Source organism: Dietzia natronolimnaea, assembly GCF_002289575.1.
GTDB classification, from domain to species: domain Bacteria; phylum Actinomycetota; class Actinomycetes; order Mycobacteriales; family Mycobacteriaceae; genus Dietzia; species Dietzia natronolimnaea_A.
This window is the reverse complement of record NZ_NTGA01000034.1, coordinates 22,484-38,201: the sequence shown is the minus strand read 5'-3', so window position 1 is coordinate 38,201 and position 15,718 is coordinate 22,484. Positions and strand designations below refer to the sequence as shown.

At 69.5% G+C, this 15,718-nt stretch carries 14 protein-coding genes and 2 pseudogenes; 10 read left to right on the top strand and 6 right to left on the bottom strand.

Annotated features, from left to right (window positions below):
- The 7 genes and pseudogenes from CEY15_RS18545 to CEY15_RS16145 all read left to right on the top strand — a co-directional run.
- A pseudogene (locus CEY15_RS18545) lies at positions 1-209 on the top strand (hypothetical protein); the annotation flags it as partial.
- A complete protein-coding gene (locus tag CEY15_RS16170) occupies positions 206-832 on the top strand; it encodes a VOC family protein (RefSeq protein ID WP_095719289.1) in 627 nt (208 codons plus the stop codon). The pseudogene CEY15_RS18545 and the gene CEY15_RS16170, both read left to right, overlap by 4 nt.
- On the top strand, positions 829-2,673 hold the full coding sequence (locus tag CEY15_RS16165; RefSeq protein ID WP_095719288.1) for an FAD-dependent monooxygenase: 1,845 nt from the start codon (positions 829-831) through the stop codon (positions 2,671-2,673). The genes CEY15_RS16170 and CEY15_RS16165 overlap by 4 nt, the downstream gene beginning before the upstream one ends.
- Positions 2,670-4,994: pseudogene (locus CEY15_RS16160) on the top strand (transketolase-like TK C-terminal-containing protein). The gene CEY15_RS16165 and the pseudogene CEY15_RS16160 overlap by 4 nt, the downstream one beginning before the upstream one ends.
- A 76-nt stretch (positions 4,995-5,070) precedes the next feature.
- The gene (locus CEY15_RS16155) at positions 5,071-6,717 is read left to right on the top strand and encodes an acyl-CoA dehydrogenase family protein (protein ID WP_095719287.1); all 1,647 of its coding nucleotides are present in this window, start codon (positions 5,071-5,073) and stop codon (positions 6,715-6,717) included.
- A complete protein-coding gene (locus CEY15_RS16150; RefSeq protein ID WP_245847673.1) occupies positions 6,714-7,550 on the top strand; it encodes a crotonase/enoyl-CoA hydratase family protein in 837 nt (278 codons plus the stop codon). Before CEY15_RS16155 ends, CEY15_RS16150 begins: the two co-directional genes overlap by 4 nt.
- Complete coding sequence (locus CEY15_RS16145; protein ID WP_095719286.1) at positions 7,547-8,488, top strand: crotonase/enoyl-CoA hydratase family protein; 942 nt, start codon at positions 7,547-7,549, stop codon at positions 8,486-8,488. Before CEY15_RS16150 ends, CEY15_RS16145 begins: the two co-directional genes overlap by 4 nt.
- A 17-nt stretch (positions 8,489-8,505) precedes the next feature.
- Here CEY15_RS16145 and CEY15_RS16140 read toward each other — a convergent pair whose 3' ends face one another.
- Positions 8,506-9,312, bottom strand: a complete 807-nt coding sequence (locus CEY15_RS16140; protein WP_095719285.1) for a PaaX family transcriptional regulator C-terminal domain-containing protein — start codon at positions 9,310-9,312, stop codon at positions 8,506-8,508.
- Positions 9,313-9,345: 33 nt separating this feature from the next.
- Here CEY15_RS16140 and CEY15_RS16135 point away from each other — a divergent pair, with 33 nt between their 5' ends.
- Both CEY15_RS16135 and CEY15_RS16125 read left to right on the top strand, forming a co-directional pair.
- Positions 9,346-9,576 (top strand): TetR/AcrR family transcriptional regulator, encoded by a 231-nt coding sequence (locus CEY15_RS16135; RefSeq protein ID WP_217987113.1) that lies wholly within the window; start codon positions 9,346-9,348, stop codon positions 9,574-9,576.
- 389 nt (positions 9,577-9,965) lie between these two features.
- Complete coding sequence (locus tag CEY15_RS16125) at positions 9,966-10,916, top strand: NAD-dependent epimerase/dehydratase family protein (protein ID WP_095719282.1); 951 nt, start codon at positions 9,966-9,968, stop codon at positions 10,914-10,916.
- Between the two features lie 12 nt (positions 10,917-10,928).
- Here the strand turns inward: CEY15_RS16125 and CEY15_RS16120 are convergent, their stop codons facing one another.
- The 4 genes from CEY15_RS16120 to CEY15_RS16105 all read right to left on the bottom strand — a co-directional run bounded on the left by CEY15_RS16120 (position 10,929) and on the right by CEY15_RS16105 (position 14,366).
- The gene (locus CEY15_RS16120; RefSeq protein WP_095719281.1) at positions 10,929-11,507 is read right to left on the bottom strand and encodes a hypothetical protein; all 579 of its coding nucleotides are present in this window, start codon (positions 11,505-11,507) and stop codon (positions 10,929-10,931) included.
- Between the two features lie 39 nt (positions 11,508-11,546).
- Positions 11,547-12,461 (bottom strand): leucine-rich repeat protein, encoded by a 915-nt coding sequence (locus tag CEY15_RS16115; RefSeq protein ID WP_095719280.1) that lies wholly within the window; start codon positions 12,459-12,461, stop codon positions 11,547-11,549.
- Positions 12,462-12,573: 112 nt separating this feature from the next.
- Entirely contained in the window at positions 12,574-12,984 is a 411-nt protein-coding gene (locus CEY15_RS16110) for an ester cyclase (RefSeq protein ID WP_095719279.1), read from the bottom strand.
- Positions 12,981-14,366, bottom strand: a complete 1,386-nt coding sequence (locus CEY15_RS16105) for a glycosyltransferase (protein WP_245847672.1) — start codon at positions 14,364-14,366, stop codon at positions 12,981-12,983. Before CEY15_RS16105 ends, CEY15_RS16110 begins: the two co-directional genes overlap by 4 nt.
- 129 nt (positions 14,367-14,495) lie before the next feature.
- Between CEY15_RS16105 and CEY15_RS16100 the strand changes: the two genes are divergently transcribed.
- Positions 14,496-15,131, top strand: a complete 636-nt coding sequence (locus CEY15_RS16100; protein WP_095719277.1) for a TetR/AcrR family transcriptional regulator — start codon at positions 14,496-14,498, stop codon at positions 15,129-15,131.
- A 69-nt stretch (positions 15,132-15,200) separates the two neighbouring features.
- Here the strand turns inward: CEY15_RS16100 and CEY15_RS16095 are convergent, their stop codons facing one another.
- Positions 15,201-15,695 carry a hypothetical protein gene (locus CEY15_RS16095; RefSeq protein WP_141244288.1) on the bottom strand — a complete coding sequence of 165 codons (495 nt, stop codon included), beginning with the start codon at positions 15,693-15,695 and terminating at the stop codon, positions 15,201-15,203.
- Positions 15,696-15,718: the final 23 nt, after the last annotated feature.

The following is a 15,718-nucleotide window of genomic DNA, read 5'->3' as shown; positions in this document are numbered from 1 at the left end:
CCAGTTACACCACTACAAGGGGCTTGACCGCGCTGCTTCCCGAACACGTGATGTGGCGGCTGTTCATCCGACGCAACAAGGACGGCCCCTTCCTGCGACCGGGCGACCTCGTCACCGCCTCGATCCGCTCAGGAGACGGGTCTCTCGACCTGGGCGCGCAACGCACCCCGATCATCGCCGAGAACTCAACGAATGGAGAGCCATCATGACGGTCCCGGAGCCGGTCGACACCCCCCTCGCGCCGGAGATCCTCGCTCACTACGTGGTCAAGACGCCGCGGGCGACCGAGATGATCGAGTGGTACCGGACGGTCCTGGGCGCGAAGGTCATTCACGAGGACAAACAGATCGCCTTTCTTACCTGGGACGACGAGAGTCACCGATTGGCGCTGGTCAAGATCCCCGGCCTCGTGCGCTACCTCTTCCCGTTGGCCAGGCTCCGCCGCAAGATCCTCGGAGTCGACCACCTCGCGTTCACCTACAGCTCGCTCGAACGGTTGCTTCTCAACCACGAGCGCCTGGCCTCCCTCGGCATCGAGCCGGTGTGGTCGATCAACCACGGCCCCACCACGTCGTTGTACTACGAGGACCCGGATGGCATCCGGCTCGAGTTCCAGGTCGAGAACTTCCCCACCCCGGAGGAGACCGCCGCGTTCTTCGACAGCGAGGAGTTCGCGGACAACCCCATCGGGGTCATGATCGACCCCGGGTATCTGCTGGAGCGGCTGCGACGCGGCGACGCGCCCTCCGAGCTGGTGCACCGACAGGCGGGAGTGCGTCCGGGCACGACCGCCCGGGCCAACACGCGCGCCATCACGTTTCGCACGCTATGAGCTCCGAGACCCGGGCCCCCGTCGTGATCTCCGGCGCGGGCAGCTCCGGCGCGACCCTCGCGTTGCTGCTGGCGGCGCGCGGGATCCCCACCCTCGTGCTCGACCGACGGCAGGACCCACTGACCCACCCGGCGGCGCACGTCATCAACGCCCGCTCGCTCGAGATCTGGCGCGAGATCGCCCCCGACCTCGCCGGGCAGATCGCCGCGCTGTCCCCGCCGATCTCCGAGATCAGCGTCATCCGATGGATGTCGTCGACCACCGCGCCCCCGCTGGGCGAGATCGACCTGCTCTCGGACCCGGAACGGCTGGACCAGGTCCGCTCCCTGAGCGACTTCCTCATCTCCCACGTGGGCCAGCACCTGCTGATGCCCGTGCTCTGGAAGTGGCTCGACGACGAGCCGCTGGTCGACTTCCGCCGCGGGGTGAGCGTGCGCGATATCACCCGGGTCGAGGACGGCGTGGTGGCGGACACGGACCTCGGTCGGATCGAAGCGCAGTACGTGGTCGGTGCGGACGGCGCGAACAGTCCGATCCGCGAGAGCCTCGGGATCGGTCTGCGTGGCCCGGTCCTGGCCCGTATGGCCAGCGCGTTCTTCCGGTCGCCGGACCTGCACCCGGACGACAGGCCCCTGCTCACCTGGATCTACCGGCCCGAGTTCGCCGGAGTGCTCATCGCGCACGCCGATCGCCACTACGTGTTGATGGGTACCTACCTGCATCCCGGGCAAGCCATCGCCGCCGACCCGGACCGGTACTGGCGTGACACGCTCCCTGGGGTCCTGGGTGAGGGCAACACCTACGACATCGTCTCCACCGGCGCGTGGACCATGACCTCGCAGACCGCGGAGAGTTTCCGCCGCGGCAGGGTGATCCTGGTCGGTGACGCAGCGCACCGGTTCCCACATACCGGGGGCTACGGACTCAACAGTGGCGTGCAGGATGCCCACAACCTCGCGTGGAAGCTCGATGCCGTGCTCACCCACGGCGCCGACGAGACCCTTCTCGACACCTACGAGCTCGAACGCCGACCGGTGGTCGAGCGCTTCGCCGACCACAGTGTGACCAACCACTTCCAGCTCGACGCGGTCACCCGACACTTCGGAGCGACGAACCGCGCGCTGTATCGCGCGACCCGGTTGATGGGTAGGGCGCCACTGAGGTGGCTGCCGATGGGGCTGGCGGCGCGTGTGTCCGAGCAGCTCGTCCGGGGTGGCCTCGCCCGGACCGCCGTCCTTTCCAAGGAGACCCCCCGGGCGGCACGTGCGCGTGCGAAAGCCGCCGAGGCGATTCCCCTACAGCTGTCGCACTTCGTCTCCACCGGCCTGGAGTTCGGGTACTGCTACGACGGGCCGCTGGTGTCCGACCACGAGCGGGGTAGTGGATCCGGCGCCGGCGGTCGTGTGGTGGAGGACGTCGCGGAGTACGCACCGTGCGTCGTGCCAGGAGGCCGGCTCCCGCACGTGTCGTTGGTCGACACCTCCGACGGGCGTCAGTCGATCCTGCAGCTGGTCGAGCGCTCGCCGCAGACGGTGACTCTCTTCACCGCCGATGCACGGTCCTGGCAGGGTCATCTCGACAGCGGGTCGACCGGACCGGTGGAGGTCGAGGTGGTCGACGTCGGCACGAGGTGCGTCGACCCGAAACGTGCGGAAGCCCTCCTGTGTCTCGAACGGGGCGGGGCGGTCGCGGTCCGGTGCGACGGGCACATCATCTGGAGCTCCGAGTCCCCGGCCGCCTCGTCCGCGGGGGACCTGGTGGCCTTTCTTGAGGCCCGCTGGGCGCCGGTGTTCGGCGCGTCGACGGCCTCGTCGCCCCGTGAGAAGGAGTCCCAGCTGTGACTGACCCCGCAGCCGAGGTCGTCGCCCCCGGAGCAGACCGCGCGACACTGGACGCGATCGCGAAGCGCGTGCTGTGGACCTCCACGGCGATGATCCACCACGCGAACCGGGTCCGCCCCAATCCCAGCGGCCTCAAGGTCGGTGGACACCAGGCGTCGTGCGCGTCCATGGTCCACATCATGACGTCTCTGTGGTTCGGGCAACTCCGCCCCGGGGACCGCGTGTCGGTGAAACCCCACGCCTCGCCGGTGCTCCACTCGATCAACTACCTCCTCGGCGACCTCGACGAGCGGTACATGCCGACGCTGCGGGAGTACGGCGGTCTGCAGCCCTACCCCAGTAGATCGAAGGACCCGGACCGCGTGGACTACTCCACGGGATCGGTGGGTATCGGGGCGACGGCACCGTTGTGGGGTGCGATGGCCCGGCGCTACGTGGACACCACCTTCGGTCCCACCGGCCCCGGTCGGCAGTACTCGCTCGTCGGCGACGCCGAACTCGATGAGGGCGCGGTCTGGGAGGCCGTACTCGACCCCTCGGTGGCCGAACTCGGCGAGGTGGTGTGGATCGTCGACATGAACCGGCAGTCGCTGGACCGCGTGGTGCCGAACATCGCCGCCCCACGGCTGGAGCAGATGTTCGCCGCCGCGGGCTGGCAAGTCCTCACCGTCTCCTTCGGGCGGACTCTGGAGGAGCTGTTCGCCCGCCCGGGGGGCGAAGCGCTATGACGACGACTACGCGACATGTCGAACCCCGGGTACCAGAGATTGCTGCGGTGCTCTGCACAGGAGGTTCGGGACAGATTGCCGGGCGAGGGGGCCGACGCGGAGGCCGTCGCCACGGTGATCGGGGATCTGGGGGACCAGGCGCTCCTTGGCGCGATCTCCAACCTCGGTGGTCATGACGTCGACGCCCTGCGCGACGCCTACGCCCGGATCGACGACCATCGGCCGACGGTCATCCTGGCCTACACCGTCAAAGGGTTCGGACTGCCGATCCAGGGGCACCCGCAGAACCACTCGTCACTGCTCACCGCCGAGCAGTTCGCGAGTCTGGCCGACTCCCTCGGTGAGGACGTCGACCGGCCGTGGCGGAGGTTCGACCCGGACTCGCCCGAGGGCGCGCTGTGCGCGTCGACCGCTGAGTATCTGCGCCGTGACCCCGTGCCTCGCCCTCCCGGCCTCACGGTGCCGCGGGACCTGAGCCGCACGCCACCGTCGACCTCGACCACCCAGGCTGCGCTCGGGAGGGCGCTCCTGGACCTCACCCGCGACGCCCCGGACGTCGCCGCACGCGTGGTGACCGTCAGCCCCGACGTCAGTTCGACCACCAACCTGGCCGGGTGGCTCAACAAAGTGGGTGTCTGGTCGCCGACCGAACGTCACGACTGGTTCGCCGACGACTCCGAGACGGTCGTCAAGTGGCGTGAGAGGCCCACCGGGCAGCACATGGAACTCGGAATCGCGGAGACCAACCTCGTCGGGCTGCTCGGCGAGCTCGGTGCGACCTGGAGTCGGTGGGGTCAGCCGCTCCTGCCCATCGGCGTCGTGTACGACCCCTTTGTGGGACGGGCATTGGAGCCGTGGTCGTTCGGCATCTATGCAGGCGGGCAGTCGATTCTCGTCGGCACACCCTCCGGCGTGAGCCTGTCCGCGAAAGGCGGGGCCCACCAGTCGGTGACGACCCCGTCCATCGGCGTGGAACAGCCGGGTTGTGTGTCGTACGAACCCGCGTTCTCCGTCGAGGTGCAGTGGATCCTGCTCGACTGCCTCGCGCACCTCGGTCGGCCCGACGGGCGGTCCGCCTATCTGCGTCTGTCGACGCGGCCGGTGGACCAGCACCTCGCCTCGGTTCCCGACGACCCCGCCGCTCGCGAGCGCTGCCGGGCCCAGGTGGTCGCGGGCGCCTACACCCTCCGAGCCTGCGCGGATCCGGACGTCACCATTGTCGCGATGGGAGCGGTCGTCAGCGAGGCACTGGCGGCCGCCGGTCGGCTCTCCGCTCTGGATATCGGATCAGAGGTCGTCTGCGTCACCAGCGCGGGCCTGCTGTTCGCCGCCGTTCAGGCGCGGGCCGGACGGTCTGATGCACCTGGTTGGATCCTCGACGCGGTGTTCCCCGCCGAGCGCGCGGCACCGATGGTTACGGTGCTCGACGGGCACCCGCACACGCTGGCCTTCCTGGCCTCGATCAACACAGTGCCGTTGCGCGCGTTGGGGATTTCGACGTTCGGTCTGACCGGTGCGCTGGAGGACGTCTACCGGCATCACGGCATCGATACCGACAGCATCGTTCGGGCCGCGCTCGACGCCGTCGGCTGATCGCCTGCCGCCGCCCGGGCCGGCACCGCGAATTACAGTATCGACGTAGCCGTAGCGTTTCTGTAATACTGCACCGATGGCGACACACACGGTCACGAATCAGGTCCCACCCCTCGTGGGGTACGACGCGTCGGAACAACCGGTGGTCCTGGAGGCACTGGCCCGCGCCGGGGCGGACCACGCGATGGACGAGCTGCGCGAGGTCGGTCGACTCGCCGGGTCCGCGGACGCGCTCGAGTGGGGCGACCGCGCGGAGGCGAACCCGCCGATCCTCCGGACCCATGACCGGTACGGGAACCGGATCGACGAGGTCGACTACGATCCGGCCTACCACGAGCTGATGCGTCGCGCCGTCGGCTTCGGCCTGCACGGCGCCCCGTGGGCGGACCCCCGGCCCAGCCCCCACCTCGTCCGCGCGGCCAAGTCGAGCGTGTGGGGCCAGACGGACGCAGGTCACGGGTGCCCCATATCGATGACCTACGCGGTGGTCCCGGCGCTGCGCCACGCGCCCGACCTCGCGGGGACGTACGAGCCGCTGCTGACGGGCCCGCACTACGACCCGGATCTGGCGCCGGCCACCACCAAGCGGGGTCTCACGGCCGGGATGTCGATGACGGAGAAGCAGGGCGGGTCCGACGTCCGCTCCAACACCACCCGCGCGACGCCGAACGCCGACGGGACGTACTCGATCACCGGGCACAAGTGGTTCACCTCCGCCCCGATGTCCGACCTCTTCCTGGTCCTCGCGCAGGCGCCGGGCGGGCTCACGTGTTTCCTCGTCCCGCGGGTCCTTCCCGACGGCTCACGCAATCCCTTCCTCCTGCAGCGTCTCAAGGACAAGCTCGGCAACCGGTCGAACGCCAGCAGTGAGGTCGAATACGACCAGACGACGGGCTGGATCGTCGGCGAGGAGGGCCGCGGCGTCGCGACGATCATCGAGATGGTCAACATGACCCGACTCGACTGCACTCTCGGTACCGCCACCGGAATGCGGGTCGGGGTCGCGAACGCCGTCCACCACGCGATGCATCGCCGGGCCTTCGGGGCGGCCCTCATCGACCAGCCGCTGATGCGCAATGTGCTGGCCGATCTCGCGGTCGAGGCGGAGGCCTCCACGACGGTCGCGCTGTGGCTCGCCGAACTCACCGACCTCGCCTCCGCGGGCGACCGGGAGGCCGACGCCCTGCGGCGGATAGGGCTGGCCGTGAGCAAGTACTACGTCTGCAAACGCGGGCCGATCCACGCGGCCGAGGCCCTGGAATGCCTCGGCGGCAACGGGTACGTGGAGGACTCCCGGATGCCCAGGCTCTACCGCGAGGCGCCCCTGTTGTCCGTCTGGGAGGGGTCGGGCAACGTCGCCGCGCTGGACGTGTTGAGGGCCATGGCAAAGCAACCGGAGACGGTCGAGGCGTTCCTCGGGACGGTGTCCTCCGCCCGCGGGGCGGACGCCCGACTGGACAGCGCCGTCGATCGCCTGGGCGGTGCCTTGACGGCGATCGCCACCGGGCACCCCGATGAGGCGCAGTACGTCGCGCGCCGCGTGATCGGGGACATGGCGGTGATCCTGCAGGGACACCTGCTACTCCAACACGGCGACCCGGCGGTCGCCGACGCCTTCTGTGCCAGCAGGCTGGGTGCCGATCGCGGCGATGTCCTCGGCACGCTGCCGGCCGGAGTGGACACGTCCGCGATCCTCGATCGCGTCACCCCGAAGGTCGGGTGAGCGTCGTGGACGAGCATGCCAGGGTGACGGTTGCGGCCCACGGTCCGGTCACCGTGATCGGCCTGAACCGGCCAGATGTCCGCAACGCCGTCGACCGGCCGACCGCGCAGGCTCTGGCCGACGCGTTCCGGGCCTTCGACGCGGACTCCGAGGCCTCCGTAGCCGTCCTGCACGGAGAACACGGGACTTTCTGCGCGGGTGCCGACCTCAAGGCGATCGCGAGCGACGAGGGCAATCGCGTCGCCGCGGACGGCGACGGCCCGATGGGGCCGACGAGGCTCCGGCTGGGCAAACCGGTGATCGCCGCCCTGACGGGCCATGCGGTGGCCGGCGGCCTGGAGCTCGCACTGTGGGCTGATCTCCGGGTCGCGGAGGAGAGCGCCGTGATGGGCGTTTTCTGCCGCCGATGGGGAGTGCCCCTGATCGACGGCGGAACGGTCCGCCTGCCGCGCCTGATCGGGACGAGCCGCGCGATGGATCTCGTGCTCACCGGCCGCCCGGTCAGCGCGGCGGAGGCGTTGGACATCGGATTGGTGAACAGGGTCGTGCCCGACGGCACGGCGTTGACGGCGGCCATCGAGCTGGCCACCGAGATCTCGCGGTTCCCCCAGGAGTGCATGCGACGGGACCGGCTGTCGCTCCTGGAGCAGGAGGGTCTCGGCGAGGAGGCGGCGATCAGGAACGAGTACGACCACGGCCTGGTCTCGCTGCAGGCCGGTGCGGTCGCGGGCGCGGCCCGGTTCGCCGACGGCGCCGGGCGCCACGGGTCCTTCGGTTCGGCGCAGACCACTGAGCAGACCACTGAGCAGACCACCGAGGAGACGGGCAGATGAGCACCGACTACCGCACCCTGACCTACGAGGTGACCGGGGCGATCGCACGGATCACCTTCGATCGCCCCGAGCACGGCAACGCCATCACGAGCGACACCCCGATCGAGCTCGCGTCCGCGGTCGAACGCGCCGACCTCGACCCGGCGGTCCATGTGATCCTTCTGTCCGGGCGGGGCAAGGGATTCTGCGGGGGCTACGACCTGTCGATCTTCGCCGAGGGGATGGCCCGCGACGCCGCCGACGGCTCCGATGCCTCCGGCAGCGACGGGGGATCCGTGCTCGACCCGGGTGTCCAGGCCCGTAACCACGACCCGCGCGTCACGTGGGATCCCATGGTCGACTACGCGATGATGAGCCGGTTCAACCGCGGCTTCTCCAGCCTTCTGCACGCGAACAAGCCCACGGTGGCCAAGCTGCACGGCTTCGCGGTGGCGGGTGGCACCGATATCGCGCTGTTCGCCGATCTGATCATCTGCGCGGACGACACCCGGATCGGGTACCCGCCGGCGCGGGTCTGGGGCATCCCGGCGTCCGGGATGTGGGCGCACCGGCTCGGCGACCAGCGAGCCAAGCGCCTGTTGTTCACCGGCGACCTCATCACGGGGCGGCAGGCGCACGAATGGGGGCTCGCGATCGACGCGCCCCCGCCCGAGGAACTGGACGTCCGCACCGAGGAGCTCGTCGGGCGCATCGCTCAGATGCCGGTCAACCAGCTCGTGATGGCCAAGCTGGCGTTGAACAGTGCGCTCCTCGCGCAGGGGGTGGCCAACTCGGGGATGATCAGTACCGTCTTCGACGGCATCGCCCGGCACACCCCGGAGGGATACGCCTTCCAGGCGAGGGCCGCGACCGAGGGCTTCCGGGAGGCGGTGCGTTCCAGGGACGAACCCTTCGGAGACGCCAAGACGTCGGAGAGGCCGGCGCCTCCGCCGTCGTGATCACGGCTCGGCAGCGGTCAGCGGCCGTCGTCGAGCACCGCGGTGGCGAACGTGGCGAACTCGGCCCGGAACCGGTCGTAGGACTCCCGGAGGCGCTCGCCGGGCCAGTCGTCGGGGAGCAGCTCCACCGGGAGAAGCGGATCGTGGAGGATGTGCCGGACGGTCGCGGCGGCCACCTCGAACCGCCGGGACATGTCGTCGGCGCGTTCTGCGGCGACGAGCAAGGTCTGCCCGGTGGCGGACCACCCCGTCGGGGCGAAGAGGTCCTCCGTGAGGGCTTCGACGTCGCCCTCCGGGCGACACGAGAACACGGTGGTCCTCGACGACAATGCCGCCGATCGCTCCGAATATTCGGGCCGCCCGGTGTTTTCGGACCGCCCTGTGTATTCGGACCTCCCTGTGTGGAGGGCGTCGAGGTTGTCGGGGCGCATCCAGACGCCCTCGCGGAGCTCCGCGTACCGCGACTCGATGAGCTCGGTGCGTGTCGCGGCCCGGGTCACCGCGTCAGCCGGGACCGTGACCACCTGCATGGACCACTGGCCGTCCCATGGGCGCAGCGACGGCGACAGCGCCGCGTCCTGTCGCCGCTGTCGTGCGATCAACCGGGGAGAGAGCCGGTAGACGCCATTGTCCCGGTGCAGGTCGCCGGCGGCCACCATCCGGGTCAGCGCGACCCGCACCGCGGACTCCTTGAACCCCAGGTGGACGGCCACTTCGATGATGCCCGCCGAGGTCGCCTCCGCGGGACGCATACCGAGGAGCACGCTCAATACCGCAGAGCGGGCGGTGAGGTTCACCGGTAGCTGTAGGGAGGAGGGCACCATCAGACGATACCCGGGCAGTGGCCGGAGGAATTGTTGTCCCGGGAGGGGATCGTCGACGCGGCACTACGCGTCGTGGAGCGTGACGGCGCCGACAAGCTCACACTCCGCAAGGTCGCCGCCGAGCTCGACACCGGGCCCGTGTCGCTCTACGTGTACGTCCGGAACGTGACCGTCCTGCATGCGCTGCTGGCCGACCGCCTGCTCGCGGATCTGGATCTGGGGTGGGACGGGCCGAGCCGGGGCGGGAGCGCCTCCACCGGGTGATGGCCGACTACGTCGATCTGCTCTCCCAACGGGGGGAACTCGCGCGAGCGGTGATGTTCGTGTGGCCGGACGGCTAGCACTACCTGGACCTGATCGACCTGCTGCTCCAGTACGCGAGTTCCAGCGCCGCGGAATGGGCGGCCCGCGAGTCCGGCACCGGCCAGGGGATCGACGACCTCACCGCGACGATCGCCACGTCCGACCCGGGCCGCCACCCGACGCTAGCCGATTTTCCCGTCGGCGTCTTCACCCAGGGCAGCCCCGCTGAGCGGCGCCGGTGGGCCGTCGACACGCTCATCGACGGCCTCGTGACGACCTCACGGGGGTAGCGGCGCTACGGCTGCTCGCTGAGGGGCGACGAGAGGCGCTTGCCATGGGATAATCTGGCCATGAGCAGCACTGATGAGCTTCATGTCATCGTCGGTGCGGGGCCGGTGGGTACCGCCCTGGCGGCCCGGCTAGCGGCGGCGGGCCACCGCGTCCGACTGGCGACCCGCTCCGGACGCAGCACCGATACGCCCGGCGTCGACGCGGTGGCGGTCGACGCCTCCGATAGTGCGGCCCTGAGCGCCCAGGCGGCCGGGGCGGCTGTGCTCTACAACTGTGCCAACCCCGGTCCGTATCCCGTGTGGGAAGAGAAGTGGCCACCGCTCGCGGCCTCGCTGCTGCGCACCACCGAGGTGACGGGGGCGGTGCTCGTGACGGCGAGCAACCTCTACGGCTACGGGGTGGCGCATGAACCCATGACCAGGCACACCCCGCTCGATCCCGTCGACCACAAGGGGGCGCTGCGTGCGCGGATGTGGGAGGACGCCCTGGCCGCGCACCGGGCGGGGCGGGTGCGCACGGCCGAGGCGCGGTCCTCGGACTACATCGGCCCCTCGCTCCCGGCCGAGAGCGGTCTCATCGCCCGCTACGGCCGGGCGACCCTGGCCGGGAGAACCGTCGCCGTGTTCTCCGACTCCGACCACCCTCACACCTGGACAGCGATCGACGACGTGGCCGCCACGCTCGAGGCGCTGGGCCGGGACGAGCGGGCCTGGGGATCGGCGTGGATCGTCCCGTCGAACCCGCCCAGAACCGTTCGGGAGGTCCTGAGCGACCTCGCCGAGGCGGCCGGGGCGACCCTGCCGCGGGTGCGCCGCGTGCCGCGGCCGATTCTCCGCGCCGGAGGGCTGGTCGTTCCTCTGCTGCGCGAGGTCAACGGGGTGCTGTACCAGTTCGACGGCCCTTTCGTCGCCGACGGGTCGGAGACCACCAGCACCTTCGGCGTCTCCCCGACCCAGTGGCAGACCGTGATCGAGCAGACCGCGCAGGCGTGGTCCGGCCCGGGCCGGTGAGCCGAAGCGCGGTCAGCCGAACGACCCTGCCGCGCCCGGCACCGCGGGATCTCGGGGTAGAGCATCGAGAAACTCGCCGATCAGGGGGAGGAGGCAGGCGCTGCCCTGGCACTCCGGATCGGCCGGTGGTGGCGGGCTGGTGTCGATCGAGAAGGTCAGTGGTTCCGCGGTGGGCGCCGGGGCCAGGGGGCTGGCGACGTTGCCGAAATGCGCGAAGTTCGTCGCGCCGTTGCCGTTGCACTGCCAGTACACCGAGTAGTCGCCGTCGGTGAGGTGGTGAGTGTAGGTGACCTCCGAGAGATTCCACGGGGCGCTGTACGCGGCTGGCACGATGGCAAAGGGGTTGTCCGTCCACAGGTTTGACGGTGCCGACTCGCCTGCGGGGTTGATGGAGTAGAAGCAGGCAAAGGGCTCGACGAAGCTCGAGACCAGGCGCAGGGTGACGGTGTCGCTGCCGGGTGTGGTCTCCGCGGTGGCCGAGATACTGCGGGCAGGGTCGGCGTGGGCCGTCGCCGTCAACAGGCCGAGGGCCATGGCTGCGCCGAGGACGGCGGGTAGACGCCGCCCGGTGCGGCGGGGGGTGCGGTTCATCTCGGTGCCCTTCCGGTGCAGGGTCGTGGCGGTAGGAGATCAGTTCGGCTGGAGGACCAACCGGAGGAAGTCATTGAGACTGCCTCCGGCGAGAGAGGTCCATGCCGGGGTCGAGGGAGCAACTGGGGTCTCGACGGGTCGCCACCCTGCGTGGGCCGTGATGTCGGCGGTGAGAGGGGAACGGGGGTCGACGAGGGTATCGGAGTCCGGAGAGGTGTACCAGCCGGTAAAGGTGTACCCCTGCCGTGCCGGGGTGGGCAGCTCGGGTACCTCGCCGGGCCAGACGGTCACCGGGTCGACGGCCGGTCCGTCGCCGGTGGCGAAGGAGATCGAGTAGGCGGGTATAGCGCGATAACCGACCCACTTCGGTGTGGTGAAGCCAAGCCAGGATTCAGCTGCCAGGTACTGAGAGCGGAACTCGACGGTCAACTGGATGTTGGCGGCCCACAATGTGTATGGCTGATCATCTCCGGCGAACGTGAGGGGCGCCGGCCCGGTGAACCGAATCGTGGTCAGCTTGGGATTGTCAACGAATGCGAGGCGGCCGATGGTGGTGACGGCAGGTGGGACCACGACCGTCGTCAACACGTTGTGGGCGAACGCGGAGTCACCGATGGTGGTGAGTGTGCTGGGCAGGGTGACCGAGGTCAACTGATGGTTCATGAACGCGAGGTCGCCGATGGTTGTGACGGGGTACTCGGTTCCGCCGACGGTGATGGAGGCGGGAATCGTCACGTCGGTCCCGGCATCGTGCTCGTAGCTGGCAGCGGTGGCTTCGCTGCCGGGTGCGCTGGTGTCCACCGAGTAGGTGATGCCGCCGACGGTAATGAGCCGGGCGGCTCGTGCGGGCGCTGCGGCCAGGGCCATGAACGCGGTGGACACCAGCACCACGGCGAGCATGGGCACCAGAAGACGGCGCGCCGGCGACGGGACGGTGGGCTGTGAACAGGTCATCGGTGCATCCTCGCGGTCTCACACGCCCGCACTGCCGGAGGCGACGACAGGTGCGCCGGAGTGTGTGGTGTGGATGGGCTTCTGGTCTCGAGTGGACTTCTGCCGGTGGAGATCAGCCCGGCAGGAGGCCGAGTTGTCCGAGGAAGTCGAACTGGTCGAAGTAGAGGTGCTCGGACATGAGCTGGGTGCCCTCGACGCGGTAGGTGGCGCTCCACCGGAAGGTGACTGGTTTTCCGGTGGCCTCGACGGGACCGGCGGGGCTCTGGAGGATGCCGTCGTGGGTTCCCTCGAAGCTGCCCTCGACGGAGGCGTCGCCGCCGTCGATGACCGCCGAGTGGATGCGCAGGGTGCCGTCGGAGAAAGCCTGCTGGAAGACGGCCAGGAAGCCCAGGACACCCTCGCGTCCGGTAAAGGTCCCGCCGGGGGTGACCATCTCGGCGGTGTCGGCCCACGGTTCGGCGTCGGGGGTGCGGTCGTTGAAGGCGGTGATGTGCTGGTCGATCACTGCGCGGGTGTCGCTCATGTCGGGTTCTCCTCGGTATGTGGTGAGTCGGTGTCTGGTGCGTCGGTGTCCGGGGTGGACATCGCGTGGGCGGGTGGGTCGGTCGGGTGCTGCCGGATGAGGTGTCGGAGTTCGGTGTCGATCACCGCGAACGGGTCGTAGGTGGCGATGGCATCGCGCATGGCGGACGCGGAGTCGACGAAGGTGGCGTCGGCGAGGACTGCGTCCACAGCGTCCCGGAGGGCCTGTGGCGAGGGTCGGCGGGTTCGCAGGTTGATCCCGACCCGGAAGTGTCCGACTCTCGCAGCCACCTCCGGCTTGTCCTCGCCTCCGGGTGCCACGACCAGCGGCACGCCGTGCCGGAGTGCGGTCATGACCCCACCGAAGCCTCCGTTGGTCACCATGAGCGCGGTCCGCGGCAGGAGCTCCTCGTAGTCGAGGTACTCGGCGATCCGGGCGTTCACGGGCGCGATCCGGGCGAGCTCGTGGGTGGGGGCTCCGCCGGTGGTGACGACGATCTGGACCGGCGAATCCGCAAGGGCCTCGAGCGCGGGACCGACCAGTTGGGTGAAGTCGTGGTTGTCGAGGGTGCCCTGCGTGACGTGGATGACCGGTCGCGGGTCGGCGAGCATCTCGGTCCACCACGGCGGCGGCGGGACGGGTCGGCTCCGCCGGGCGACGACCGGGCCGGCGAACGCGGTGTTGGGTGCCAGATCGCGGCGCGCGTACTCGAACTCGGCCGGCCCCAGTTGCAGGAACCTGTCGCACTGTGCGGAGAAATCCAGGACGAACCCCGTCAGCCGCCCACCGGCCTCCTCGATCCGGTCGTGCGCCAGACGCTGGGTAGCGCGGAAGAGCACGTGACGAACCGCCCGGTGGGCGAGGCGGTTGCGAAGTCTGCCGAGTGGCCCCGCCATGTACGGCATTCCGCTGTTGGTGGGCGCCACGTCGCAACTGGTCTGTGCGAGAGGCATGACCCCGAGTCCGATGACCGGAGGTCTTGAGGCGCGGTCGCGGGAGAGCAGGGGGAGGGTCCCGGCGAAGGTGCCGTCAGTCAGGATGGCCGAGACCGGCTGCTCGGAGACCACGGTGTCGAGCGTCGCGGCCTGCGCGGTGATGGGCTGGATGAACGTCTGCTCCACCTGGTACCGCGACAGCCTCAGCCCGCGATACCTGTCGAGGTGGGGGGTGAACGTCGACGGATCCTTCTCGTCGAAGTCGGCCACCCCGGACAGGGCGACGTGCTCGAGCCCCGCAGCGGTGACCTGGTGGGCGAACCGGGACCCCGTGACCATCACCACCCGCCACCCCTGGGAGACCAGGTGCGCGCCGACCGCCGTGAGGGGTCCGACGTGGCCACCCATCGGGGTCGCGCACACGACGATGAGGCCTCGTGTGGTCACCGTTTCTCCTTCGCATGCCGTCTCCGCCGCGTCGATGCGAGAAGATTTGAGTAGAGTATCGCTACAGCTAAAGTTTGGGAAGGCCATCAACGAGACTGGTGGCATGCACTTCGGGACAGGGATCGACCCATGAGTACGCGCAAGTACGAGATGGGCCGCCGGGCGGAGACCGCAGCACGGACCCGCGCGCGAATCCTCGACGCCGCCGAGGAGTTGTTCGTGGGACACGGTTATTCCCGGACCACCCTCCGAGAGGTCGCCAGTCACGCAGGCGTCTCGGTGCAGTCGGTGTACCAAGCCGGTTCCAAAGCGTCGCTGATGATGGCGATTCTCGAGCGAGGATTCTCCGGGGCCGAGGGTGCCGTCTCGATACTCGAGCGACCGGAGTTCCTGGCGATCATGGCCGACCCCGACACCGAGCGCGCGTTGGACCGCTATGTCGAGTTCATCGTGGCCGCCAACGGCCGGATCATCGACTTGTGGCATGCGGCCATCCTGGCCAGCGACTCCGATCCCGAGATCGCCGAGGCGGTCCGCCTGAGTGAGTCACAGCGCATGGACGACCTTCACCTGGGCAGTGGGTGGTTCGTCGGGCGCGGGCTGCTCGCCGGGGAATGCGTCACCGAGTTCGCAGACGTGCTCGGCCACCTGACCGGGCCCGACACGCACCGGTACTTCACGCGGGAGAGGGGATGGACGGACGAGCGCTTCACACGGTGGCTCCGCGCGACCATCGCCGGCCAGCTCTCCATCGCACCTCGATAAGGTGCGCCGGGCATTCGAGTTGCGGGACCGCGCCGCGGAGGCAGACGCTCCCGGATATCTGATGACCCGCTAGACGCCGCTCATCCGGTACCAGGAGGAATCGGCGAGCGGTTGATACGAGAAGTACCCGCGGGACTCGTCGGGCGCCGACGTCGCGTGTGTGAACCCGGCGTAGGTCACCCAGTCCGTGTGGGTGATGAAGCGCAGGTGGCCGTCGTGGCTACGGTCGACAAAGACGACACGGTAGTGACCGAGCCGGGTGCCGGCGAGGGACTCGAGGGGGCGGCCGTTGTCGATCTGGGTGACCGCGTCTGAGAAGTCCTCGCGCGAGGCCGTCCACCTGACATCGAACGGTATCGGGGAGGAGGTCAGAACCGCACCTACCAGTACGACCACAGGGACCACGGCCAGCGGCCACCATCTTCCCGTGACTTCCCGGCGTCGCAGCCACACCTGGGAACTGCGTGTGAGCCATGCCGCGGTGAGGAGCGCGAGTAGGAGCCCCCCGATGACGTCCTCCATTCCCAGCCTGGCCGGTTGCGACGCCACATCAATGGTGAGCACTGCCCAGGTCGTGCCGAGTGCCA